This is a genomic window from Piscinibacter defluvii (genome assembly GCF_004011805.1).
GTDB classification, from domain to species: Bacteria; Pseudomonadota; Gammaproteobacteria; order Burkholderiales; family Burkholderiaceae_C; genus Piscinibacter; species Piscinibacter defluvii.
The window spans coordinates 40,275-62,667 of record NZ_RCHJ01000020.1 but is presented as its reverse complement, the minus strand read 5'-3'; the positions used below and the strand labels follow the sequence as shown (position 1 = coordinate 62,667).

Sequence of the window (22,393 nt, the reverse complement as noted above, 5' to 3'; positions counted from 1 at the left end):
CAAGACCCCGGAACAAGCTCTCGATGCGCGACTTCGCCTCGTCACCGATGCCGCTGGACCAGGCCCACGGCCTGCGCCGCCTGTTCGCCCGCCAGCGCGTGACCACCGTGCCGGTGGTCTCCAACCCGCACGTGGGCTTCGGCGGGATCATGCTGGAGCGGCTGTGCGCCGCCTTTGGCGAGCACGGCCTGCACGTGCTGGTGGTGGATGCCTCCGAGCGGGCGAACGCCGCCTCGGAGCGTGCGCTGGTGGACCTGGCCGACGCGATCGAGCCGCTGTCCGCGCAGGTGAGCTACCTCGCCGCGCGCGGGCTGCCGATCCGCTACGTCGACGCGACCGGCTCGACCGCCCCCTTCCTGCGCGCGCTCGGCGAGGCCGCGCCGCGCGCCGAGGTGGTGCTGGTGCATGCGCCGGCCGGCGACCTGTGCCGCCTGTTCGCGCGCAGCGCCGCGCTGGCGCGCGCCGGCGGCGACGACGCGGCCGCGCCGCGGCCGCTGCTGCTGGCCGACGACCGGCCGGCGAGCGTGACCCACGCCTACGCGGCGATGAAGCTGCTGACGCAGCGCGCCGGCCTGGTGGTGCACGAGCTGCTGCTCGGCGCGGCGCCGAACTCGCCGCGCGCCGAACGCATCGCGATGCAGCTGGCCACCTGCGCCGACGACTTCCTCGGCGCGGTGCTGCGCGACTGGGTGCAGCTCGACCCGGCCACGCACGCCACCGAGCCGGCCAGCGAGGCGCTGCGCCGCCTGGTGCGCGAGCGCCTGGGCGCCCAGGCCGCCGAGTTGCCCTGCTACGTGGACCGCCCGCCGCTGCGCGCGGACCGCCACGCCGCGATGAACTGAGAAGAATCCAGGGAGCACGCGATGTACACCGCCAAGGGACGGCTGGACCTGAACTCGATGCTGGAGCAGTACAGCCCGCTGGTGCGCCGCCTGGCGCACCAGATGATCGCCAAGTTGCCGGCCAACGTGGAGATCGACGACCTGATCCAGGTCGGCATGATTGGCCTGGCGGACGCGCTGTCGCGCTTCGACGAGGCGCAGGGCGTGCAGTTCGAGACCTTCGCGACGCAGCGCATCCGCGGCGCGATGCTCGACGAGCTGCGCGGCAACGACCACCTGTCGCGCGGCACGCGCAAGCAGCAGCGCTCCATCGAATCGGCCGTGCACAAGCTCGAGCAGAAGCTCGGCCGGGCGCCCGCCGAGAGCGAGATCGCGCGCGAGATGGGCCTCTCGCTGGCCGAGTACCAGGAGCTGCTCGGCAAGGTGCGCGGCACCCAGCTCGTCTACCTGGAGGACATGTCGGGCGACGACGGCGACAACGACTACCTCGACCGCCATGTCGCCGACGAACAGGCCAACCCGCTCGCCCAGCTGCAGGACCACCGCATGCGCGCCGCGCTGGTGGAGGCCATCAAGCAGCTGCCCGAGCGCGAGCAGTACGTGATGTCGATGTACTACGAGCACGACATGAACCTGAAGGAGATCGCGGCGGTGCTGAAGGTCACCGAGTCGCGTGTCTGCCAGTTGCACAGCCAGTCGATCGCGCGCCTGCGCGTGAAGCTGCGCGAGTACTGAGATCGGTGCGGCCGGACCGGCCGCGTTTACTCAATCACCCACAGGAGGGGCACGATGTTCGCAGTCTTGCGTCGTCCCGCGGCCGCCACCCCGGTGGACGCGGAGTCGTCGACACGGCAGGAAGCCGACCAGGGGCGGCTGCAGCAGGCGATCCAGGCGATTGCCGGCCACGCCAGCTCGATGGGCCGCGAGGCCGCCGAGGTGCGCGGCGTGATCGAGGACACCACGAAGGCGGCGCACCGCAGCGCCGAGGCCGTCTCGGCGCTGGCGCGCCAGGTCGAGCAGATCACCCAGTCGCAGCAGGGCATCGTCTCGATGACGCAGGGCAGCCACGCCGCGGTCGCGCGTGCGCGCGACGCGGTCGAGGGCGTGGGCCGCGAGGTCACGGCGATCGTCGGCACGCTGCGGGAGGTGGCGCAGGCCGCCGGCGGCATCACGCAGATCGCGTTGCAGACACGCCTGGTCGCGTTCAACGCCTCGGTGGAGGCCAAGCGCGCAGGCGAAGCCGGGCGCGGCTTCGGCGTCGTCGCCGACGCCGTCAAGGACCTGGCCGCGCAGGTGGAGGACTCGTCCAAGCGCATCATGGCCACGGTGGCGGAGCTGAACACGCGTATCGAGGCGCTGGCCGGCGAGATCCGGGCCGATGCCGCCGATGCGTCGCAGGGCGCCTTCCACCGTGCGCTGGCCGATGTCGAGGGCGGCGTCGCACGCATCGGCGAGGCCGCCGGCGCGAGCCGCGGCATCTGCGCCGAACTGAACCAGCGCATGGGCGGCATCGAGAGCGAGATGCACGCCACCGGCAGCGCGCTGGACGCGGCGATGAAGCGCAGCGAGGCGTTCCTGACGATCTCCGAGCAGATGATCGAGACGGTCGCCGAGTGCGGCGTCGAGACCGAGGACACGCCCTTCATCCGCGCCGTGCAGCAGGCGGCCGGCGAGATCGCCGCGCTGCTCGAGGGGGCGCTCGCGCGACGCGAGGCGACGCTCGACCAGCTGTTCGACGAGCAGTACCGCAGCCTGCCGGGCAGCAACCCGGCGCAGCACGAGACCCGATTCGTCGCGCTGGCCGACCGGCTGTTCCCGGCGGTGCAGGAGCGCATGCTGGAGTTCTCGCCCAAGGTGGTGTTCTGCATCGCGGTGGACCGCAACGGCTACGTCGCCACCCACAACCGCAAGTACTGCCAGCCGCAGCGCCCGGGCGACGCGACCTGGAACACCGCCAACAGCCGCTGGCGCCGCATCTTCAACGACCGCACCGGGCTCGCGTCGGCGCGCAACACGCACCCCTTCCTGCTGCAGACCTACCGGCGCGACATGGGCGGCGGCAAGTTCGTGGTGATGAAGGAGGCCGCCGCGCCGATCGTGGTGGCGGGCCGGCACTGGGGCGGGCTGCGGCTCGCGTTCCACTTCTGATGCTGCGCTGGCCGCTGCCCGCGCTGGCCGCCTGGGCGGCCTGCTGGGCGGCCTTCGTGCTGCTGCAGCGCGCCGGGCTCGCGGCCGCGGGTGCGCTCGCGACCGCCACGCTGCTCGGCGCGGTGCTCGCGTGGCGCGCCGGCACGCGCTGGCGCCGGCTGTTCGTCGCGGCCGGTTTCCCGCTCTCGCTGGTGGCCTCCGGCGCGGCCGCGCTGCCGGCCTGGGCCTGGCTGCTGCCGCTCGCGCTGCTGCTGGCGCTCTACCCGCGGGGCGCGTGGCGTGATGCACCGCTGTTCCCGACGCCGCGCGGCGCGCTGGCCGGCCTGGCCGAGCGCGTGCCGCTGCGCGACGGCGCCTGCGTGATCGACGCCGGCTGCGGCCTCGGCGACGGGCTGCTCGAGCTGCGCCGCGTCTACCCGCAGGCCCGGCTGCTCGGCCTCGAGTGGAGCTGGCCGCTGCGCCTGGCCTGTGCGCTGCGCTGCCGCTTCGCCCGCGTGCGCCGCGCCGACATGTGGGCCGCCGACTGGTCCGGTGCCGACCTGGTGTTCCTGTTCCAGCGCCCCGAGAGCATGGCGCGTGCCTTCGACAAGGCGCAGCGCGAGCTGCGCGCCGGTGCCTGGCTCGCCAGCCTCGAGTTCGCGGTGCCCGGCGTCGCCGCGCAGGCACGGCTGGAGGCCGTGCCGGGCAAGCCGGTGTGGCTCTACCGCGTCGCCGCGGCCGTATAGCGTCCTAGCAGCCCTTCCAGAGCCGCGCCAGCAGCGTCTTGCGGTCGACCTCGTCGCCGGCCAGGTCCATCAGCGCGGCGTAGAACTGCTCGCGCGTGCCCGCCACCGCCGCGGCGCGCTTGACGATCAGGCCGGCGAGCGGGCCGATCTCCTCGGCCAGCAGCGTGCGGGCCTGCGCCACGACCTCCGGTGCCATCGGCGTGCTGCCGAGCACCGGCAGCGGGCGCGATGGCACGCTGCGCGGTGCTGCCGGCGCGGCCGGGAAGCGCTGCGCGGCGCGGGCGAGGAAACCGGGGCGCTCGTCCTCGTCGAGGGCCTGGCGCGCCACGTGGGCGATCAGTGCCGGCAGGTCGTGGCAGCTGCGCGCCGCGTCGCGCAGCACCAGGCGCGCCACCGGGCCGAGCAGCGGCAGCAGCAGGGCCTCGAGCGTGTCGAGCGCGGCCCGGTCGATGCCCGGCAGCGAGGGCAGCGAGGGTGCGCTCGGCACGGTCGGGCGCGGCAGCACCTGGGTGGCCGGCTGCGGGCGCGTGCGGCGCAGCGTCAGCAGCGTGTCGACCGAGAGCGTCGGGCGGATCGGCCGGTCGGCCGCGGCCAGCAGCGCCTCGCGCATCAGCGCGGCGCTGGCGTAGCGGTCGGCCGGCCGCTTGGCCAGGGCGCGCTGCACGACCGCATCGAAGCGCGCCGGCACCGCGGGCTGCAAGCCCAGCGTCGACGGCAGCGGCGGATGCTGGTGCAGCACCTGGTACATCACCGCGCTGCTGCTGCCGCGAAACGGCGGCGCGCCGGTCAGCAGCTCGTACATCAGCACGCCGCAGGAGAACAGGTCCACGCGCTGGTCGGGGGCCTCGTCGGTGTAGCGCTCCGGCGCCATGTAGCCCGGCGAGCCGAGCACGGTGGTGTGGTGCGTGCGGTCGGCCGAGTCGATGCGGGCGATGCCGAAATCGCTCACCTTCAGCCGGCCGTCGGGCGTGATCAGCAGGTTGGCCGGCTTGATGTCGCGGTGCCACACGCCCTGCGCGTGGGCGCAGTCGAGCGCGTCGAGCAGCTGCAGCATCAGGCTCAGCGCGTCGTCCAGCGGCAGGCGCGGCGTGTGGCGCGACAGCTCCAGCAGCGACACGCCGTCGACGAACTCCATCGCGATGTAGCGTTCGTGCGCCGTCTCGCCGTACTCGTAGACCGAGACGATGTTCGGATGGCACAGCCGCCCGGCAGCCTGGGCCTCGATGCGAAAGCGCATTGCCGCGGCCAGGTCGTGTGCGCCGGGCGCGAGCAGCGGCGCGCGGATCGCCTTGACCGCCACCGGCCGGTGGATGAGCGGATCGACCGCCTTGTAGACGATGCCCATCGCGCCCTCGCCGAGCACATGCGACAGCACGTACTTGCCGAGCTGGCGCGGCGCCGGGGCCTGCGCCTGCGGCGACTCGGGCGCGAAGTCGATCGGCCGTGCGCTCATGCCGATCTCCGCCGGGTCGTCCCAAGGAGGTCGGTCGCCCCCTCGGGGGGCCGCGAACGCAGTGAGCGCGGGGCCGTCATGAAGGCGCACCTTCGAGCATCCGCATCGCCTGCACCAGGCTCTTGCGCATGCGGCTGAACGACAGGGCCAGGCGGCCGATCTCGTCGCGCGCCAGCGTGCCGAAGGGCGGGGCGTTCATCTCGCCCAGGCTCACGCGGTCGGCCAGGCGCGACAGCTGCGTGACCGGGCGGATCACCAGCCACCACAGCATCGCGTTCAGCGCTGCCGCGATGGCCACGAACACGGCCGCGAGCATGCCCATGAACAGCGCCCAGGCCGCATGCGCACGCGCCAGCGGCACCGCCATCGGCACCGAGACCATCTGTGCGCCGACGATCTCGCCGTGCTGCCAGCCGAAGCCGTTGGCCGGGCCGTACTTCTCCACCAGCGTGCGCGGCGCCGCCTCCACGGTGCTGTGGCAGCGCAGGCAGGCGGCGTCGGCGATCTTGATCGGCCGGGCGATGTAGAGCGAGCGGCCGCTGGGGGTGTCGCGCTGGCCGACGAACTCGGCGGTCTCCGGCGCCTTGCGGAACTCGGCGATCACGTCGGCTTCCCACTCGACCGCCCGGTCACGCGGGTTGGTCGGGTTCAGTGTCGCCTCCTTGTAGCTGTACTCGGGGTGGTTCTTCTGCAGCGTGGCGATCACCTCGGTGGCCGAGAAGGCCGGCACGGATTGCGGCAGGAAGGCGTACTTCATCTGCGTCTCCAGCAGCGGTGCGATCTGCTTGGAGGTGTAGCTGCGCACCGCCAGCGCCTTCTCGAGCAGGAAGCGCGCGTGCTGCAGCACCTCCTCCTGCGCATGGCGCTCGAGCATCTGGCGCGTCATCACGCCGGCAACGCCCAGGCCGAGCAGGAACACCAGCACGAACACCAGGTTGAACTTGACCAGCAGCTTCATCGTCACTCCTTCAGATCTGCCGCCGGCTGCGAGGCGGCTGGCTCGGCGCGCCGCGCGACCGCCACGGCCACCGTTGACACCGACACCGCTGCCACGACCGGCCGGGGCCGGTACTTCTCCGGGAACAGCGTGCGGTCCCATTCGGGATGCGAGCGCAGCTCCGCCACCAGCGCGCGGCGGAAGGCCGGGTCGCGGGCGCGTGCCGCGAAGCGCGGCACGAACGCGGCGCGCAGCGGCGGCTCGCCGTTCAGCCAGGCCGCGAGCTCGGCATAGGCCGGCTCCTCGGCCGGGCCCGGCGCCGCGGGCGAGGCCGCGAAGCGAGCGCTGCGGCGTGGCAGCGGGTCGGTGAAGCCGCGCGGCAGGCCCTCGAGCAGGTCGGCCGGCGGGCGCTTGTACACACTGCCGGTGCCGCCGTCGCGGCGCACCCAGGCATCGCCGTCGCGCAGCGTGTCGCGTTCGAGTTCGACCCGGCCGGCCTCGGCGAACACGAGCATCGAGCGCCCCGTCACGCGCACGACGGCGTGGCCGGCCACGCGCGCGAGGTCACCCTGCGGCGTGGCGATGCCGGTGGCCTCCGCGGCGCCGACCTTGAGCCAGCCGCGCAGCAGGTACAGCAGCGCCGCGCGCGGGCCGGGCAGTGCCTGCGGGCGCAGCAGCAGTTCGGTCTCGGGGCCGAGGTCCAGCGTCGTGTCGTCGGCCAGCTCGAGCCGGGCCAGCCGCGTGCCGGAGCCGCTGCGCACGATGTCGTCGGCCTGCAGCGCCACGCCCTCGCCGGCGGCCAGGCGCTGGCTGCCGCGCAGCAGCGCGAGCGCGCCGCCGTCGACGATGGTCACCACCCCGAGCGGCGCCGCGCCGGCGAGCGCGGGCAGCAGCGCGACCAGGGTCGCGGCGGCGTGCAGCAGGCGGCGCAGGCGCATGGGTTCTCCGGCACTCGGTGGATCGTGTGGGGGTCGATTCAGGATAGGTTTCGGGGTCGGCCGCGGCTTCGTCCAGAATGGGGACCCGGCGGCTTCGATCTGGGGGGCCGATCTAGGGTGACGACTCGAGAAATCGCATGGCCCGTCCCGTCCCGACCGAAGCGCAGGTGCGCATCGACCTCGCCGCGGCCTACCGCCTCGCCGCGCAGCGCGGCTGGGACGACACCATCTACACCCACCTTTCGGCCAGCGTGCCGGGCGAGCCGGGCTGCTACCTGATCAACCCGTTCGGCGCGCGCTTCGACGAGATCACCGCCTCCGGCCTGGTGAAGGTGAACCGGCGCGGCGAGGTGGTCGACGGCTCGGGCCGCGGCGTCAACCCGACCGGCTTCACCATCCACGGCGCGGTGCACGCGGCGCGCCCGGACGCGGCCTGCGTGATCCACCTGCATACGCCCTGGGGCGTGGCGCTGTCGATGCGCCCCGAGGGCCTGCTGCCGACCTCGCAGTTCGCGATGCGGCTGCACGGCCGGCTCGGCCGGCACGCCTACGAGGGCCTGGCGCTCGGCGAGGCCGAACAGCGCCGCCTGGTGGCCAACCTGGGTGCGCTCGACGGCCTGATCCTCGACAACCACGGCACGCTGACCGTCGGCCGCACCGTGGCCGAGGCCTGGATGCTGATGTACCTGCTCGAACGCGCCGCGCAGGCGCAGCTGGCCGCGATGGCCGCCGGCCCGGGTCTGCGCGTGGTGCCCGAGGAGATCGCCGCGCTGACGTACCGCCAGTGGGTCGGCGACGGCAGCGAGATCGACGGCGATCTCGAATGGCCCGCGCTGCTGCGCGGCCTGGACCGGACCTCTCCCGGCTACAAGGATTGAAGGAGCGACGCAGTGCCCACCATCCGGATCGAACTTTTCGAGGGCCGCACGGCCGAGCAGAAGCGCGCGCTGGCGCAGGAGATCACCGCTGCCTGCGTGAAGGTGCTGGGCGGCAGCGCCGACGGCGTCGACATCCTGTTCTTCGACATCAAGCGCCAGGACTGGTCCACCGGCGGTGTGCTCTGGTCCGACAAGGGCCAGCCGCCCAAGCCTTCGACCTGATCAGCCCAGCGCGGGCCAGAGCGCCGCGCAGACATGGCAGCCGCTGCCGGCCAGCACGAACAGGTGCCAGACGAAGTGGCCGAAGCGCAGCGAGGCGTCGAACATGAAGAACGCGCTGCCCAGCAGGTAGGCCAGCCCGCCGCCGAGCAACCAGGCGAGCGCGGACGGGTCCAGCGTGCGCAGGCCGGGCAGGGCCGCCAGCAGCGCCAACCAGCCGAGCAGGATGTAGACGCCGGTGGACAGGCGGCGGTTGGTCAAGCGCCGGTGCAGCTTGAGCCAGACCCCGGCCAGCGCCAGGCTCCACACCAGCGCGCAGGTGGCCACGCCCGCCGGGCCCTGCAGCAGCCCGAGCGTGAACGGCGAACTGCTGCCGGCGATGAAGACGAAGATCGCCGCATGGTCCACCGCACGCGCCCACTGCTTGGCGCGGCCGGGCGGCAGCGCGTGGTAGACCGTCGAGGCCAGGTACTGCAGCAGCATCGTGGCGCAGAACAGCGCCACGCCGATCATGCCGGGTGTGCCCGACTGGCGCTGGGCCGCCTCGGCCAGCATCGGCCAGGCCAGCAGCGCGAGCCCGATGCCCAGGCCGTGGCTGAGCGTGTTGGCCCATTCCTCGGCGCGCGACTGCACCCGGTCCGCGGCGGCCGGGATGCGCGTGAGAACGAGGCGCAGGTCCATGTCGCCAATGAACGCCCGTCGGGCGCGGCCGGCACTCCCGCGTTTGCAGGAACACCCGCAAGCGCGGGACGCTGATCGGCGACGACGACGAGGCACGCCCCAAGTCGCGTATCCGCCACGGGTTTTCCCCAGGCGCGATTGACGGATATTTGCCTACATTGCTTGTATGCAAGCTTGTGAGCAACACAGGCCGGCACCACCCCGCTGGAGAACCCCATGCCCAAGTTCCTGCGCTCCCTGTTCGGCCAGGTCGTGCTGGCCCTGATCGTCGGCGTTGCCGTCGGCCTGGCCGCGCCCGAGTTCGCCGTCAAGCTCAAGCCGCTCGGCGACGCCTTCATCAAGCTGATCAAGATGATCATCCCGGTGCTCGTGTTCTGCGTCGTCGTGCACGGCATCGCCGGCGCGGGCGACCTGAAGCGCGTCGGCCGGGTCGGCGTCAAGGCGCTGATCTACTTCGAGGTGGTGACGACGATCGCGCTGGCGCTCGGCCTGGTGCTGGCCTTCGTGTTCCAGCCTGGCGTGGGCATGAACGTCGACCCGAAGGCGCTGGACGCCAAGGCGATGAGCGCCTACGCGGAGAACGCCAGCAAGCTCACCGGCGGCGGCACGGTCGAGTTCCTGATGAAGCTGATCCCGAGCACGGTGGTCAACGCCTTCGCCACCGGCGACGTGCTGCAGGTGCTGCTGTTCGCCATCCTGTTCGGCATCGCGCTGGCGATGCTGGGCGAGCGCGGCGCGCCGGTGGCGAGCTTCATCGACACCCTCTCGCACGTGCTGTTCAAGACCATGGGCATCATCATCAAGTTCGCCCCGCTGGGCGTGCTCGGGGCGATCGCCTTCACGGTCGGCAAGTACGGCATCGGCTCGCTCAAGCAACTCGGCATGCTCGTGGTGCTGTTCTACGCCTCGGTGATCGTGTTCGTGTTCGTGGTGCTCGGCGCGATCATGCGGCTGTCGGGCTTCTCGATCCTCAAGCTGCTGAAGTACCTGCGCGAGGAACTGACGGTCGTGTTCGCCACCACCTCGAGCGACAGCGTGCTGCCGCAGATCATGTCCAAGCTCAAGCGCATGGGCATCCGCGACAGCACCGTCGGCCTCGTCATCCCGACCGGCTACTCGTTCAACCTCGACGCGTTCTCGATCTACATCACGCTGGCGGCCGTGTTCATCGCGCAGGCGACCAACACGCCGATCACGATGACCGACCTGCTCACCATCCTGGCGATCTCGCTGGTCACGAGCAAGGGTGCGCACGGCGTGCCGGGCTCGGCAATCGTGGTGCTGGCCGCCACGCTGCAGGCCATCCCCGCGATCCCCGCGATCGGCCTGGTGCTGGTGCTGTCGGTCGACTGGTTCATGGGCATCGCCCGCGCGCTCGGCAACCTGATCGGCAACTGCGTGGCCACCGTCGCGGTGGCGGCCTGGGAAGGCGACATCGACCGCCAGCGCGCCCATGCGGTGCTCAACGGCGAGCCGGTGCCGCCCACCGAGGACGACGCCGACGTGGCCGAGGCGCCGATCGCCGTGCCGGCCCGGGCCTGAGCGGGCGCTACAGTCGCGCGCCATGGCCACCCAGACCGAGATCGCCCAGCGTGTCGTCGAATCCATCCTGGCGCAGAAGCTCGCGCCGGGCGAGCGGCTGGGCGAGCAGGAGCTGGCCGACCTGTTCGGCGTGAGCCGCACGCTGGTGCGCGAGGCGCTGATGCAGCTGCAGGCACGTGGCTTCGTCGAGGTGCGCACGCGCAAGGGCTGGTACGTGGTCGAGCCCTCGGTCGAGGAGGCGCGCGACGCCTTCGCGGCCCGCCGCGCGGTGGAGTCCGGCCTGCTGCGCCAGGCCGGCGGCGAGCTGGAGGGCAAGCCGCTGCAGGCGGTGGTACGCCGGCTGCGCCAGCACATCCAGGAGGAACAGGCCGCGATCGACGGTGCCGATGCGGCCACGCGTGCCTTCCTGCTGGCCGACTTCCACGTCTGCCTGGCCGAGTGCCTCGGCCACAAGCTGCTGTCGGACATGCTGCGCGACCTGACCGCGCGCACCACGCTGGTCGCCACGCTGTACCAGTCGACCCACGACGCGCGCGCCTCCTGCGCCGACCACGAGCGCATCGTCGAGGCGATCGAACGCGGCCAGCTGGAGCACGCCGCCGCGCTGATGCTCGACCACATCGGCAACGTCGAGGACGCGCTCGACCACTCGGCCGCCGAATCGGCCGATGCGCGCGCGAAGCTGCGGGCCACGCTGGCGCCGCTGCGGATGGGCCGCTGACCTTCCGCGCGCCGCCGGCGCTCGCCAAGCGGCGCGGGACCTGCTTCAATGCGCCATGGCGGCGACGCGGCGCGTGGCACTGGTCTACCCCGGCGACCGATCGGCACGCGATCGCGCCGATCGGGCCGCGAGCCGGTTTGCCGCGCTGTTCGACGCCTTGGAAGCGGCCGGGGTGGCGGCCGAGCCCGCCGTCTGGCACGACGACTTCGCCGACGAGGTGGCGGCCCAGCTGCAACGGGTGCAGGCCGTGCTGGTGTGGTGCAACCCGATCGAGGACGGACGCCGGCGCGATCGGCTCGACGCGGTGCTGCGCATGCTCGCCGCGCAGGGCCTCTGCGTCAGCGCGCACCCGGAGGCGGTGCTGCGGCTGGGTACCAAGGACGTGCTCTTCGAGACGCGCGATCTGCCGTTCGGCAGCGACGTGCACCGCGTCGAGAGCCTCGGCCAGCTCGAGGCGGAACTGCCTCGGCGCCTGCGCTCCGGTGCGCGGGTGCTGAAGCAGTACCGGGGCCACAGCGGCATCGGCGTGTGGCGCATCGAGGCCTCCGGCAGCGACAGGCTGCGCGTCCGGCATGCGCAGCGCGGCAGCGTCGAACAGACCATGGGCTGGCCCGAACTGCGGGCCACGCTGGCGCCGTACTTCGCCGCCGAGGCCGGCGGGCACATGATCGATCAGGCCTGGCAGCCGCGGCTGGCCGAGGGCATGGTCCGGGCCTACCTGGTCGGCGACCGCGTCGCCGGCTTCGGCCACCAGGCCGTCAATGCCCTGCATCCCGCCGAGCCTCAACCCGGCCCGCGCCTCTACCACGGCCCCGCTCTGGCGGCCTTCCAGGGCCTGCGCGAGCAGCTGGAATCGGGCTGGATCACGCAGCTGCGCGAACGGGTCGGGCTGGCCGAGCAGCACCTGCCGCTGCTGTGGGACTGCGACTTCATGCCCGGCGAGCCGAGCGGCGCCGGGCCCGAGCGCCACGTGCTGTGCGAGATCAACGTGAGCAGCGTGTCGCCGTTCCCGCCTTCGTGCATCACGCCGCTGGTGGAGGCGCTGCTGCGCAGACTGCCCGCATAGGCCTCAGACCGGCCCCGTTCTCGCAGGCGCGCTCATCGTTCGACCGGCCCCGCCGCGGGCACGACCTGCCGGAAGGTGGACGGCACCGGCGCCGGCGCCTGCGCGGCGCCGGGCGCGGGCAGGGGGACCGCCGCGACGCCGCGCGGTCCGACGACGAACAGGCTGGCGTTGCCGGCCGCAACGCGCAGGGCCGCAGGGTGCTCGCAGGTCTCGGAGGCGGCCAGGGGCGCCGTGCAGCCCACCGCGTCGGGCAGCGCGATCGTCGCCAGCAGCGCAGGGCGGGCGTTCAAGGCGGCGGGCACGCTGAACAGCAGCACCTGTGCGTCGCGGGCGCGCGGCCCCGTCGCCTCGTCGGCGATGCGGTAGGCGTACACGGCGACCCTCTCGCCGCCGCCGGTGACCGCATAGCCGCCGGCCACCAGGCCCGGCGGCAGCAGCGTCGGGAGACGCGCCACCGACGTGCCGGAGCGCAGCAGCAGGCCGTCGTCGCGCACCAGCACCTTGCCGCTGTTGTCCAGGCCGACGATAGAGCGGCCGGCAGGCAGCCGGGCGAGTTCCTGACGCTGCGCCACGATGCCGCGATAGGCCAGCGTCAACCCACCGGGGTGCGACAGGGCCAGCGTCGCGCCGCTCTCGCTGCGCGCGATCGAGGCGCCGTTCGGCGCGACCGAGCTGTCCTGCAGGTACGGCGAACCGGGGTCGCCGAAACACGGCCCGCGGCTCACATCGGCGGCGAACTCGCCGGTCCCGGGGCATCCGGCCAGCCAGGCGACGCCGTGCCCCGTGAAGTTGCGGGCCGGCACCACGCTGGCCAGGGCCCGTCCGTCCGCCGCGTAGGCGAAGGCGCCTGCGAACGGCGACGCGGTCGTGTCGAACGCCTCGATCGAGTCGGCCGGCAAGGGACCGCGCCGCCGCGTGGCCAGCGTCACCGGGTCGAGGGCGAGCACCGCACCCGGGACGGTGGCGAACACGCCGGACTCGTCCGGCGCAAAGGCGGCATCGATCACCCCGGCAACGTCCTGCCGCTCCGGTGCGCCCCAGGCGCCATTGCCGAGCGGCCAGCGCCACACGGCGTCGTTTCCGGCGAACACCAGCGCGCGGCCGTTCGGCGCGAAGCTCGGGGGGCGATACGTCCCGAGCGGAAGCACCGCATGGCCGAGGGGCACGCGCAGCGCGCCCACCGAGGGCAGCGTGACGGAGGTGGGCCGCAGCGTCGACGCGGTGCCGATCGTGACCGCCTGGCCGGGAACGATGTCGCCCAGCGTCACGGCCAGCAGCGGCACCGATCCGATGAAGCGCGAATCCTCCTCGATCGCCGCCGACTGCAGCGTTGCCCCGCTGACGGAGAGCACGCCGGCACGAAGCAGCTCGCTCTCGCGGCGCACCTGGCCGTGCAGGTAGACCTTGGCGCGGCCGCCGACGAGCACACCCGGCGAGGCCATGTCGAAGCGCGGGACGAAGTTGCGGACCACGACCGGCACCTCGACCGGCAGGGTGCCCGGGCGCTCCAGCGCGAGTGTCAGCCGCGCTTCGTGATCGACGCCCTCGCGCGCCAGCACCGACGCATCGATGCGGTAGCTCAGGGCGTCGATGCCGGTGGTGCCGGCGTCGCGCAGCACCTGCAGCCAGGGCTGGTCGGAACGCGCGGTCCAGCGCACCGCCGTGCCGTCGATGGCGTCGACCATCGTGCTGCGCTCGAGACCGGCCGCGGTGGTGGTGGCGCTGACGAGCAGGCTCAGGTCGGGGCTGCCCAGCCTCAGCGGCGCATCGACGTACACGCTGATCGACACGCCGGCCGCGCCGCCGTGGTCGCCCGCGCTCACGAGGTAGCCGGCGAAGTAGCCGCTTTGCCCCGAGTTCGGCGGCGCACCCGGCGCGAGGTTGGCGGTGTCCACCGTGAACTCGTATTCGTCGTTGCCGAGGCTGCGCAGGTCGCGCACCACGCCAGCGTCGGCTCTGACGAGCTGCACCGGATCCAGCGCGTCGGTCCAGGTGGGGCGTTCGACCTTGAACCGGTAGGTCGCCTGCGTGCCCTGCGCCAGGCGCAGGTCGAACTGGCTCGGCACCACCTGCAGCGGCTGTTCGCCCCCGGGCGGCGGCGCCACCTCGTAGTGCAGGTCGACGCCGGCCCGGTACCGCTCGTCGGCGCTGCCGGCCAGTTCCACCCGCGCGGTGTAGACGCCCGCGGGCAACTGGCGCGTCTGCACGACGAGCCGGTCGCCCTGGATCTCGACCGCGAACGCGTCCCGATGGCCTTGCACGTCGACGCTGACGGTGCCGGCCCGGGCCGGCAGGACCGCCGCCAGCGACTGCACCGGCGCCGGGTCGCGTCCGACCCGGTGCATCGGCTGCGGCGGCTGCACCTTGATCTGCTCGAGCACCTCGTAGCGCAGCGGCAGCAGGAACGGGCTGCCGGGCAGCTCGCTCGTGCACTGCACGTCGGCGCAGGCCATCACGTACACATCGCTGGTGTGCACGCCCGGCTTGAGATCGGACGACAGGCGCAAGGTGGCATACAGCGAATTGCCGCCGACGCTGACCTCGCCGTCGACCACCAGCCGTTCCGGCTCCGCCACCCCGAGGAAGAGCGACGACCGGCCGCCCGGATCGAAGCTGGCGACGAACCTGGCCTCCGCCTCGAAGCCCTCGATCGAGGTGACCGACAGCGTCTGCGGCTCGAAGGTCATCGACACCGGGGTCGTGTCGTCCTGCCCGCCGCCACCACCGCCACCACCACCGCAGGCCGTCATCAGGCCCGTGACCAGCACGAGCACGATCCGGCGCCACTCGCAGACGCTTCCCAACCCACCCATTCTCGGGCCCTCCCAGGCGAGCCCGCAGCATAGTGCAGGCGCGGGCGGGAGTGCCGCGCCGCCGTGCACGTGGCGCGCGCCGCACCCTCAGTGCCGGAAGAACGCCCGCTCCGCATAGGCCGCCACCGCCTCCGCCTCGGCGCGCGTCAGCACCGCGCGCCAGGCCGGCATCGAGGTGCCGGGCAGGCCGTCGAGGATGGTCTGCACGAGCCGCGCGCGCGGCATCGTCGCGGCGCTGTACTGCGTCAGGTCGCGCGCCTTCGGCTCCATGAACTGGCCGATCCAGTTGCGCCCGCTGCCGTCGGCCGCATGGCAGAAGGCGCAGTTGGCCTGGAACAGCGCCTCGCCGCGGCGCTGCTGGCGCGTCAGGCCGGCGAAGCGGGGCGCGACCTCGTGCATCGCGTACACGCTCGCGCTCGACACCGCGTCCACGGGCGGCGCGCTCGCCTGGCCGGGCACGAAGCCCAGGCGCGGGTACGACACCGGCCGCGCCGCCCAGGCCGGGCCGGGGTCGGTGGCGCGGCTGCGGTCGTGGCAGCTGATGCAGGCCGTGAGGAACAGGCGCCGGCCGCGCTGCTGGGCCGGGGACAACGTCTCGGCCGGCACGTCCAGCGCGATCTCGCCGCGGGCGAACGGGAACGCGGCGGCGTGGCGCGCATGGCCGGGCCAGCCGTTCTCGGGCGTGTGGTAGGCCGTGTTCGGCCGCCGCGCGAGCACGAACTCGCGCCGCACGAAGCCGGCCACCGCGTGCATCTCGGCCTCGCTCAGCAGCCCTTCGAACGAGGCCATCGCGCTGCCGGGCCGGCCGCTGCGCAGCGCGGCCACGATGCGCGCCTCGTCCAGCCCGCGCGCCGCGGTGAAGTCGCGGGGCGCCGGGTTCAGCATGGCCGCGGCCACCGTCTTCGCGTCGCCCGAGTAGCCGTGGCAGAAGTAGCAGCGAGCGTTGTAGACGCGCCGGCCGAGCTCGTGCGCGTCGCCCGCGTGCGCGAGCGACGCGGCGGCGGCCAGCAGCAGCGCGGCAACGCGCTTCATCGCCGGATGAAGGCCTGGAACACGTACTCGCTGACGTCGGCCATCTGCTGCGGCGTGGCCACCTGGCGCCAGGCCGGCATCTCGGTGCCGAGCCGCCCTTCCGAGACCGCGGCATAGAGCGCGAGCCGGTTGAAGCGCGCGCGGCTCGCCGTGGCGGTGAAGTCGCGCGGGCGCGGGCGGATGAAGTAGGCGCGCGGCCCGTTGCCGTCGCCCGCAAGGCCGTGGCAGGCGCTGCAGTTGGCCTTGTAAAAGACACCCCCGCGCTGCGCGTCTCCCGTCAGGCCGTTGGGGAGGCCGGCCGTCATGTCGACGGTGGCGGGAGTGGAAGCGGCGTCGGCCGCGCGGCCGCCATGGGCGCGCGTGCCGGAGATGCCCGGCGCCGGCAGCGCCGCGCGGTGCGGATCGGCCGGCGCGGCGCTGCCGCGCACGAAGCGCTCGAGCACATGGTCGGCCAGCACGGCGATGTCGGCCGTGCCGAGCTGCGACTGCCAGCCCACCATCGCCGTGCCGGGCCGGCCGTGGGTGATGGCCAGCACGATGCGCTCGCGCGTCAGCTCGCGCCGGCTCGCCTCGGAGGTGAAGTCGCGCGGCGGTGTCGACAACGAGCCGGAGGCGCGGCTGCGCCCGTCGCCGCGGTCGCCGTGGCAGACCGAACAGTAGTTGTGATAGAGCACCGCGCCGCGGTCCTCGGCGGCCTGCGCCAGCGTGGCGAAGGCGGCGAGCAGCGCCCAGGCCAGGCCAGCAAGGCATCGCAGCAGCATGTTCATCGTGCTGCGCCGTGCTGCAAGTTCTCTGCCATCGCGATGGCACATGGATTGCAGCCGGAGCCCGTCGATGCGCGCGGCACGGGGCCGGGCGCCGCCGCCTCCGAGAGGATCTCCGCATGAAACCGTTCGCCATTCCGGGAACGCTCGTTCTCGCTTTCGGCATCGCCGCCGCGCCCGCCGTGTTCGCGGCCGACGGCAAGGCCGTCTACGACAAGACCTGCTCGGTCTGCCATGCCAGCGGGGTGGCCAACGCGCCGAAGTTCGGCGACAAGGCCGCCTGGGCGCCGCGCATCGCCACCGGCAAGGACGCGCTGCTGAAGTCGGTGCTCAACGGCAAGGGCGCGATGCCGCCCAAGGCCGGCGCCGCCGACCTGAAGGACGACGACCTGAAGGCGGCGATCGACTACATGACGGCGGCCGCCAAGTGATGCCGGGGTGAGGACCATGCCGCTGCGCGCCGCCGTGGCCGCGCTGTGCGGGGCGCTGCTCGCCGCCCTGCTGGCCGCCTGCGCGCAGTCGCCGTCAGCGCCCGAGGGCCCGGCGCGGCCGCTGGTCTTCCCCGCGCCGCCGGACGAGCCGCGCTTCGTGTTCGAGCGCAGCATCCGCGGCAGCGCCGACATCCTGCCTGCCGAGGCGGCCAGCGAGCTGCGCCGCCTCGTCACCGGGGAGCAGGCCAGCGGCGAGCTGCTGTCCAAGCCCTATGCGGTGGCGGTGTGGCAGGGGCGCCTGTTCGTCTCCGACACCGTGGCGCGCTTCGTGCGCGTGTTCGACGTGCCGGCCGGGCGCCAGTACCGCATCGGCGAGGACGAAGGCCCGGGCCAGCTGATCAAGCCGATCGGCCTGGACGTCGATGCCGCCGGCCGGCTCTACGTGGCCGACATCGGTGCCAAGGCGGTGTTCGTCTACGGGCCGGACCGGAGCTTCCTGCGCCGCATCGGCGGCGAGCAGTGGTTCTCGCGCCTGTCGAGCGTGACGGTCGATCCGGCCGGGCAGCGCCTGTACGCCGTCGACATCGGCGGTGTGAGCTCCGAGAGCCACCAGGTGCGCGTGTTCGATGCCGTCAGCGGCGCGCACCTGATGGACATCGGCAAGCGCGGCAGCGGCCCGGGCGAGTTCAACCTGCCGCGCGACCTGGCGATCGGCCGCGACGGCCGGCTCTACGTGGTCGACGGCGGCAACTTCCGCGTCGTCGTGTTCGACCGCGACGGCCGCTACCTGCACAGCTTCGGCAGCGTGGGCAAGCAGTACGGCCAGTTCGCGCGGCCCAAGGAGATCGCGGTCGACCGCGAGGGCAACGTCTACGTGGTCGACAGCGCGTTCGGCAACTTCCAGATCTTCAGCCCCGACGGCGAGCTGCTGCTGTTCGTCGGCGACCGCTCCGAGCGCGACGGCCCGGCCAAGTACATGCTGCCCTCGGGCATCGCGGTCGACGAGGACGGCCGCGTCTACGTCGTCGACCAGTGGTACCGCCGCATCGACGTCTACCGCCCCGCGGCGCTGGCCGCGGGCGCCGGCCACTTCGCGCGCCGCGCGGCGCCGCGCTGATTTCCCGAAGCCGGGAATCGCGCTTCCCGGAAGCAGGAGCGCCGCGCCGTGTGCGCACGGCAAATCAAGGCCATGGCCGTCCGTGGCCAATGGCACAGAAGGTGCAGAACAGGGTTCGTCATGCGGGGCATTGGGGAGTGCCGGGCCTGACGAGCGTTCGGCTGTTCAACCAAGCGAAGGAAGAGAGGGACGAGATGCAACTCACATGGCACGGTCGCCCGCTGCGGCGCGGCACGACGTGGTCCGCATGGATCGCGGCGCTGCTGCTGGCCGTCTGCGGCGGCGCGTCGGCGGGGATCGCCGACACCAAGCACAACCTCGGTTCCGGGCCCGGCCCGGCGGGGCGCAACCAGACCAGCGACACGGCGGAGATCTGCGTGTTCTGCCACACGCCGCACGGCGGCGACGTGAACGCGCCGGCACCGCTGTGGAACAAGCGCCTGGGCGCCGCGGGCGCGCCACCCGGCGGCGGCAGCTACACCACCTACGACACGCTGCAGACGCCCTCGCTGGACGGCACGGTGGCCGCGGTCGGCTCGATCTCGATGGCCTGCCTCTCGTGCCACGACGGCACGCAGGCGATGGACAACATCATCAACGCGCCGGGCTCCGGCGGCGTCGTCGCCGACGGCGGCGGCAACGACGGCCGCGCCTTCACCTGGACCGGCAGCACGGTCAACGCCGCCGGGCGCATATCCGGCGGCGCGGCGCTGATCGGCACCGACCTGTCGAACGACCACCCGATCGGCATCCAGTACTGCGGCGGCGGCCTCACCGGCTCCGGCGCGGTGGTCTCGGGCACCTGCAACGACGGCGACTTCGTGCAGCCGCTGACCCAGACCATCAACAGCAACCAGGTGTTCTGGGTCGACACCGGCGGCGCCGGCAAGCAGCGCACCGACCTGCCGCTGTACGTGCGCGCCACCGGCGGGCTCGGGCCGATGGTCGAGTGCGCGAGCTGCCACGACCCGCACGTGTCCACCGGCCAGGCCGGGCCCACGGGCACCGGGCGCGTCGCGGGCGAGACCTTCCTGCGCATCTCGAATGCGTCCAGCGCGGTGTGCACCGCCTGCCACGTGAAGTAGCCGGAGGCGCACGATGAAGCGGGTGGCGCTGTTCGTTCTGTTCGCCGCGGCGGCGCTGCGCGTCGGCGTGGCGGCCGAGCCGGCGCCTGCGCCCGCGAAGCCCTTCGCGACCGTCGGCGACACGGTGATCGCCGCCGTCGACTACCAGCGTGCGCTGGCGGTCGCGATGCGCAAGAAGTACTACCACGCCAAGCCGCCCGAGGGCGAGCTGGCGCAGTTCCAGCGCGAGGTCGGCGACGAACTCGTCAACCGCGTGCTGCTGCTGGCCGAGGCGAAGCGCCGCGGCCTGCAGCCCGACCGCGCGCAGATCGACGCCGCGGTGGCCGGCTACGACCGGCAGTACGGCGGCAGCGCCACCTGGGCCGCGAGCCGCGAGAAGATGCTCGCCAACGTCGTGCCGCAGCTCGAGGCGCAGAGCCTGCTCGAGCGGCTGCAGCAGCAGGTGAAGGCCGTGCCCGAGCCCGCCGAGGCGCAGGCGCGTGCCTACTACGAGCAGCACCGCGACCTGTTCGTTGAGCCCGAGCAGGTCAAGCTCGGCGTAATCCTGCTAAAGGTGGACCCGAGCTCGCCGCAGGCGAAGTGGGATGCGGCCTGGGCCGAGGCGCGCGTGCTGCACGGCCGTCTCGTGGCCGGGGCCGATTTCGCGGGCCTCGCGAAGCTGCACTCGGGCGACCGCTCGGCCGCCAGCGGCGGCGCGATGGACTACACGCACCGCGGCATGCTGCCGGAGGCGGTGCATGGCGTGGTCGATGCGCTGCAGCCGGGCCAGCTGGCCGCGCCGGTGCAGCTGCTCGAAGGCATCGCGATCCTGCGCCTGGACGGCCGCAAGCCGGCGCAGCAGCGCCGCTTCGACGAGGTGCGCCAGCGCGCCGCCGACCTGTGGCAGCGCGACGAGGGCGAGGCGCGCTGGAAGGCGCTGATCGCGACGCTGCGCCGCGGCACGACCATCCGCATCGACGAAAGCCACTATGCGCCGCTGCGCGCCCCGGCCGAGAAGGCGCGCGCCGGCTGAGCCGCCCCGGCGGCCGGCGCAGACCCCCGGAGTTCGCGGCGTGCGCGGCCCGACGTCCTCCTGGCGCCGCCGCGCGCGCCACCTCGTGCCGGTGATCGCGCCGGTCGCCGCCGCGCTGCTGCTGGCGCGCGCCGGCGGCGTGCAGGCCGCGGCCTTCCTGCCCGGCCCGGCCGAGCCCGACCCGCCCACCGGCGACACCACCAGCGCCGCGGCGGCCGAGCCGCTCAAGCACGGTGAGGGCTTCCGCTTCGAGTTCGCCCCCTGGCAGATCGGCGGCCTGGTCGCGCTGGACGGCCGCTGGCTGCGCCTGGAGGACGGCCTGCGAACCCGCCACGTCGCCCTGGTGACCGAGGTCGACTTCGCCAGCTGGCTGTGGCAGCCCTGGTTCGTGCAGGTGCGTGCCGGCATCGGCGGCCTGGTCGCGAGCGACCGCAGCGAGGGCGCCGGCAGCCAGGCCGACCGCTCGACCAGCGGCGCCGCCACCGGCCGGCTGGCGGTCTCGGTGTTCCCGCAGAGCCGCTTCCCGTTCGAGCTGCGCGCCGACGTGACCGACAGCCGCGCGCAGGGCGAGTCGCTCGGCGGCGACTACCGCGCGCAGCGCCTGAGCCTGACGCAGTCCTGGCGGCCGGAGACCGGCAACACGCAGCTGCAGTTCGTCGCCGAACGCAGCCGGCTCACCACCGCCGACGGTGCCGACGACACCGTCGACGCGCTGCGCGCCACCGCGCTGTGGCAGCGCGGCGCACACAGCGTCGACGGTGGGCTCGCCCTGACGCGCAACACCCGCAGCGACACCGGCGACGAGAGCCGCATCGACAGCCTGAACCTGCGCCACAGCTTCCAGGACGCGGCCGCGCTGCAGGTCGACACGCTGGCGAGCTGGAACGACGTGCAGCTGCGCGGCGCCGGCTTCCCGGCGTTCTCGACCGACATCCGCCAGCTCTCGAGCTTCGCCACCTGGCGGCCGCGCGAGGGCGACGCGCTCTACCGTGCCGGGCGCCCGCTGTACGTGACCGCCAGCGCGCGCTGGATGGACGCGGGCGTCGACACCGGCGAGGGCACGCAGCGCGCCCGCACGATGAACGGCGCACTCGGGCTGACGCAGGAGCTGTCGCGCCAGTGGCGCGTGTTCGCGGCCGGCTCGGGCACCGTGGTCGAGAACGGCAGCGCGCCGCGCACGGCCGCGCTCACCGGCAACCTCGGCGCGCAGTGGAGCGGCGACGCGCTGCCGATCGGCGCCTGGAGCTGGCAGCGCAATGCCGCGCTCACCGTCGGCGCCACGCGTGCCACCGGCACGCCGCTGCGCGAGACCGTGGCCGCGCAGGCCAGCCACGGCGTGGTGCGCGCCGTGCTGCTGGGCGAGGGCGAGAGCCTGGCGCTGAACGTCACGCAGGCGCTCGGCGTGCTGAGCGATTCGCAGACGCCCGCGGCCTCGCGCACGCTGGCGCATTCGGCGAGCCTGTACTGGCAGTCGGCCGCCGGCGGCAGCACCCAGAGCTACGCCGGCCTGACGCTGAGCGAATCGCGCACGCGGGCCGACGCCGACGGGCGCTTCCGCCTCGTCAACCTGCAGTTCAGCCGGCGCACGCAGATCGACCGGCACGCCAGCTGGTCGGGCGACCTGACGCTGCAGGCCACCTGCAGCGACAGCGAGCAGGTCGACGCGCTGACCGGCCTGCGCGGCACGCCCGAGTCGAGCTGGCAGCACTACGGCAGCGGCACGCTGAGCTACGAGCACCAGCGCGCCTTCGGCGTGCCGCGGCTGCGCTTCTCGGCGCTGCTGGCGGTCAACAGCGTGCAGTTCGAGCGCCGCGCGCTGGGCGACATCGACGCGCCGCGCGAGCGTGTCACCGAGTCGCTCGAGAACCGGCTCGACTACACGATCGGCCGCCTCGACGCGCGGCTGTCGGCACGCGTCGCGCGGGTCGAGGGCCGTGGCGTCGCGGCGCTGTTCCTGCGCGTGCAGCGGCGCTTCTGAATCCCCCTGGA

At 73.4% G+C, this 22,393-nt stretch carries 21 protein-coding genes; 14 read left to right on the top strand and 7 right to left on the bottom strand.

Annotated elements, in window-relative coordinates; genetic code table 11:
• Positions 1–23: 23 nt before the first annotated feature.
• Genes D9C15_RS25615 through D9C15_RS25600 form a run of 4 tightly spaced genes read left to right on the top strand, consistent with a single transcriptional unit; the run spans position 24 to position 3,715 of the window.
• On the top strand, positions 24–842 hold the full coding sequence (locus D9C15_RS25615) for a MinD/ParA family ATP-binding protein (RefSeq protein WP_128001459.1): 819 nt from the start codon (positions 24–26) through the stop codon (positions 840–842).
• 21 nt (positions 843–863) lie between these two features.
• Positions 864–1,577, top strand: a complete 714-nt coding sequence (locus D9C15_RS25610) for an RNA polymerase sigma factor FliA (RefSeq protein ID WP_128001457.1) — start codon at positions 864–866, stop codon at positions 1,575–1,577.
• Between the two features lie 54 nt (positions 1,578–1,631).
• Positions 1,632–2,990: a methyl-accepting chemotaxis protein gene (locus D9C15_RS25605; RefSeq protein WP_128001455.1), complete on the top strand. Its 1,359-nt coding sequence runs from the start codon at positions 1,632–1,634 to the stop codon at positions 2,988–2,990.
• Positions 2,990–3,715 (top strand): class I SAM-dependent methyltransferase, encoded by a 726-nt coding sequence (locus tag D9C15_RS25600; RefSeq protein WP_128001453.1) that lies wholly within the window; start codon positions 2,990–2,992, stop codon positions 3,713–3,715. The genes D9C15_RS25605 and D9C15_RS25600 overlap by 1 nt, the downstream gene beginning before the upstream one ends.
• A gap of 4 nt (positions 3,716–3,719) precedes the next feature.
• Here the strand turns inward: D9C15_RS25600 and D9C15_RS25595 are convergent, their stop codons facing one another.
• The 3 genes from D9C15_RS25595 to D9C15_RS25585 all read right to left on the bottom strand — a co-directional run bounded on the left by D9C15_RS25595 (position 3,720) and on the right by D9C15_RS25585 (position 7,043).
• A complete protein-coding gene (locus tag D9C15_RS25595; protein WP_128001451.1) occupies positions 3,720–5,168 on the bottom strand; it encodes a serine/threonine-protein kinase in 1,449 nt (482 codons plus the stop codon).
• A 76-nt stretch (positions 5,169–5,244) separates the two neighbouring features.
• Complete coding sequence (locus D9C15_RS25590; protein WP_128001449.1) at positions 5,245–6,126, bottom strand: c-type heme family protein; 882 nt, start codon at positions 6,124–6,126, stop codon at positions 5,245–5,247.
• Positions 6,127–6,128: 2 nt separating this feature from the next.
• Positions 6,129–7,043 carry a FecR family protein gene (locus tag D9C15_RS25585; protein ID WP_128001447.1) on the bottom strand — a complete coding sequence of 305 codons (915 nt, stop codon included), beginning with the start codon at positions 7,041–7,043 and terminating at the stop codon, positions 6,129–6,131.
• Between the two features lie 137 nt (positions 7,044–7,180).
• On the opposite strand from D9C15_RS25585, the gene D9C15_RS25580 reads away from it, so the two are divergent.
• A complete protein-coding gene (locus tag D9C15_RS25580) occupies positions 7,181–7,921 on the top strand; it encodes a class II aldolase/adducin family protein (RefSeq protein WP_128001445.1) in 741 nt (246 codons plus the stop codon).
• A gap of 12 nt (positions 7,922–7,933) precedes the next feature.
• The gene (locus D9C15_RS25575) at positions 7,934–8,143 is read left to right on the top strand and encodes a 4-oxalocrotonate tautomerase (protein WP_128001443.1); all 210 of its coding nucleotides are present in this window, start codon (positions 7,934–7,936) and stop codon (positions 8,141–8,143) included.
• Here the strand turns inward: D9C15_RS25575 and trhA are convergent, their stop codons facing one another.
• Positions 8,144–8,821: a PAQR family membrane homeostasis protein TrhA gene (trhA, locus tag D9C15_RS25570; RefSeq protein WP_128001441.1), complete on the bottom strand. Its 678-nt coding sequence runs from the start codon at positions 8,819–8,821 to the stop codon at positions 8,144–8,146.
• A gap of 216 nt (positions 8,822–9,037) precedes the next feature.
• Between trhA and D9C15_RS25565 the strand changes: the two genes are divergently transcribed.
• Genes D9C15_RS25565 through D9C15_RS25555 form a run of 3 tightly spaced genes read left to right on the top strand, consistent with a single transcriptional unit; the run spans position 9,038 to position 12,150 of the window.
• Positions 9,038–10,363, top strand: coding sequence for a C4-dicarboxylate transporter DctA (locus tag D9C15_RS25565; RefSeq protein ID WP_128001439.1), 1,326 nt, complete (start codon positions 9,038–9,040; stop codon positions 10,361–10,363).
• A 22-nt stretch (positions 10,364–10,385) separates the two neighbouring features.
• Positions 10,386–11,084, top strand: a complete 699-nt coding sequence (locus D9C15_RS25560; RefSeq protein ID WP_128001437.1) for a GntR family transcriptional regulator — start codon at positions 10,386–10,388, stop codon at positions 11,082–11,084.
• A gap of 55 nt (positions 11,085–11,139) precedes the next feature.
• Complete coding sequence (locus D9C15_RS25555; RefSeq protein ID WP_128001435.1) at positions 11,140–12,150, top strand: Cj0069 family protein; 1,011 nt, start codon at positions 11,140–11,142, stop codon at positions 12,148–12,150.
• 32 nt (positions 12,151–12,182) lie between these two features.
• Here the strand turns inward: D9C15_RS25555 and D9C15_RS25550 are convergent, their stop codons facing one another.
• The 3 genes from D9C15_RS25550 to D9C15_RS25540 form a co-directional block, all read right to left on the bottom strand.
• Positions 12,183–14,954: a hypothetical protein gene (locus tag D9C15_RS25550; protein WP_128001433.1), complete on the bottom strand. Its 2,772-nt coding sequence runs from the start codon at positions 14,952–14,954 to the stop codon at positions 12,183–12,185.
• Between the two features lie 96 nt (positions 14,955–15,050).
• Complete coding sequence (locus D9C15_RS25545; RefSeq protein ID WP_128001431.1) at positions 15,051–15,995, bottom strand: c-type cytochrome; 945 nt, start codon at positions 15,993–15,995, stop codon at positions 15,051–15,053.
• Entirely contained in the window at positions 15,992–16,762 is a 771-nt protein-coding gene (locus D9C15_RS25540) for a c-type cytochrome (RefSeq protein ID WP_164886851.1), read from the bottom strand. The genes D9C15_RS25545 and D9C15_RS25540 overlap by 4 nt, the downstream gene beginning before the upstream one ends.
• Before the next feature lie 116 nt (positions 16,763–16,878).
• On the opposite strand from D9C15_RS25540, the gene D9C15_RS25535 reads away from it, so the two are divergent.
• The 5 genes from D9C15_RS25535 to D9C15_RS25515 all read left to right on the top strand — a co-directional run bounded on the left by D9C15_RS25535 (position 16,879) and on the right by D9C15_RS25515 (position 22,382).
• Complete coding sequence (locus D9C15_RS25535; protein WP_128001427.1) at positions 16,879–17,190, top strand: c-type cytochrome; 312 nt, start codon at positions 16,879–16,881, stop codon at positions 17,188–17,190.
• 16 nt (positions 17,191–17,206) lie between these two features.
• On the top strand, positions 17,207–18,307 hold the full coding sequence (locus D9C15_RS25530; protein ID WP_128001425.1) for a 6-bladed beta-propeller: 1,101 nt from the start codon (positions 17,207–17,209) through the stop codon (positions 18,305–18,307).
• Between the two features lie 194 nt (positions 18,308–18,501).
• Positions 18,502–19,392 carry a hypothetical protein gene (locus D9C15_RS25525; protein ID WP_205854905.1) on the top strand — a complete coding sequence of 297 codons (891 nt, stop codon included), beginning with the start codon at positions 18,502–18,504 and terminating at the stop codon, positions 19,390–19,392.
• 13 nt (positions 19,393–19,405) lie between these two features.
• Positions 19,406–20,404 carry a peptidylprolyl isomerase gene (locus D9C15_RS25520; RefSeq protein WP_128001423.1) on the top strand — a complete coding sequence of 333 codons (999 nt, stop codon included), beginning with the start codon at positions 19,406–19,408 and terminating at the stop codon, positions 20,402–20,404.
• 40 nt (positions 20,405–20,444) lie between these two features.
• A complete protein-coding gene (locus D9C15_RS25515) occupies positions 20,445–22,382 on the top strand; it encodes a hypothetical protein (protein ID WP_128001421.1) in 1,938 nt (645 codons plus the stop codon).
• The last annotated feature ends 11 nt before the right edge of the window (positions 22,383–22,393 follow it).

What these genes read in the sequence shown, in the direction of transcription:
- D9C15_RS25615 (WP_128001459.1), top strand. Translation starts at nt 24, where the DNA reads ATGCGCGACTTCGCCTCGTCACCGATGCCGCTGGACCAGGCCCACGGC.
- D9C15_RS25610 (WP_128001457.1), top strand. Translation starts at nt 864, where the DNA reads ATGTACACCGCCAAGGGACGGCTGGACCTGAACTCGATGCTGGAGCAG.
- D9C15_RS25605 (WP_128001455.1), top strand. Translation starts at nt 1,632, where the DNA reads ATGTTCGCAGTCTTGCGTCGTCCCGCGGCCGCCACCCCGGTGGACGCG.
- D9C15_RS25600 (WP_128001453.1), top strand. Translation starts at nt 2,990, where the DNA reads ATGCTGCGCTGGCCGCTGCCCGCGCTGGCCGCCTGGGCGGCCTGCTGG.
- D9C15_RS25595 (WP_128001451.1), bottom strand. Translation starts at nt 5,168, where the DNA reads ATGAGCGCACGGCCGATCGACTTCGCGCCCGAGTCGCCGCAGGCGCAG.
- D9C15_RS25590 (WP_128001449.1), bottom strand. Translation starts at nt 6,126, where the DNA reads ATGAAGCTGCTGGTCAAGTTCAACCTGGTGTTCGTGCTGGTGTTCCTG.
- D9C15_RS25585 (WP_128001447.1), bottom strand. Translation starts at nt 7,043, where the DNA reads ATGCGCCTGCGCCGCCTGCTGCACGCCGCCGCGACCCTGGTCGCGCTG.
- D9C15_RS25580 (WP_128001445.1), top strand. Translation starts at nt 7,181, where the DNA reads ATGGCCCGTCCCGTCCCGACCGAAGCGCAGGTGCGCATCGACCTCGCC.
- trhA (WP_128001441.1), bottom strand. Translation starts at nt 8,821, where the DNA reads ATGGACCTGCGCCTCGTTCTCACGCGCATCCCGGCCGCCGCGGACCGG.
- D9C15_RS25565 (WP_128001439.1), top strand. Translation starts at nt 9,038, where the DNA reads ATGCCCAAGTTCCTGCGCTCCCTGTTCGGCCAGGTCGTGCTGGCCCTG.
- D9C15_RS25560 (WP_128001437.1), top strand. Translation starts at nt 10,386, where the DNA reads ATGGCCACCCAGACCGAGATCGCCCAGCGTGTCGTCGAATCCATCCTG.
- D9C15_RS25555 (WP_128001435.1), top strand. Translation starts at nt 11,140, where the DNA reads ATGGCGGCGACGCGGCGCGTGGCACTGGTCTACCCCGGCGACCGATCG.
- D9C15_RS25545 (WP_128001431.1), bottom strand. Translation starts at nt 15,995, where the DNA reads ATGAAGCGCGTTGCCGCGCTGCTGCTGGCCGCCGCCGCGTCGCTCGCG.
- D9C15_RS25540 (WP_164886851.1), bottom strand. Translation starts at nt 16,762, where the DNA reads ATGAACATGCTGCTGCGATGCCTTGCTGGCCTGGCCTGGGCGCTGCTC.
- D9C15_RS25535 (WP_128001427.1), top strand. Translation starts at nt 16,879, where the DNA reads ATGAAACCGTTCGCCATTCCGGGAACGCTCGTTCTCGCTTTCGGCATC.
- D9C15_RS25530 (WP_128001425.1), top strand. Translation starts at nt 17,207, where the DNA reads ATGCCGCTGCGCGCCGCCGTGGCCGCGCTGTGCGGGGCGCTGCTCGCC.
- D9C15_RS25525 (WP_205854905.1), top strand. Translation starts at nt 18,502, where the DNA reads ATGCAACTCACATGGCACGGTCGCCCGCTGCGGCGCGGCACGACGTGG.
- D9C15_RS25520 (WP_128001423.1), top strand. Translation starts at nt 19,406, where the DNA reads ATGAAGCGGGTGGCGCTGTTCGTTCTGTTCGCCGCGGCGGCGCTGCGC.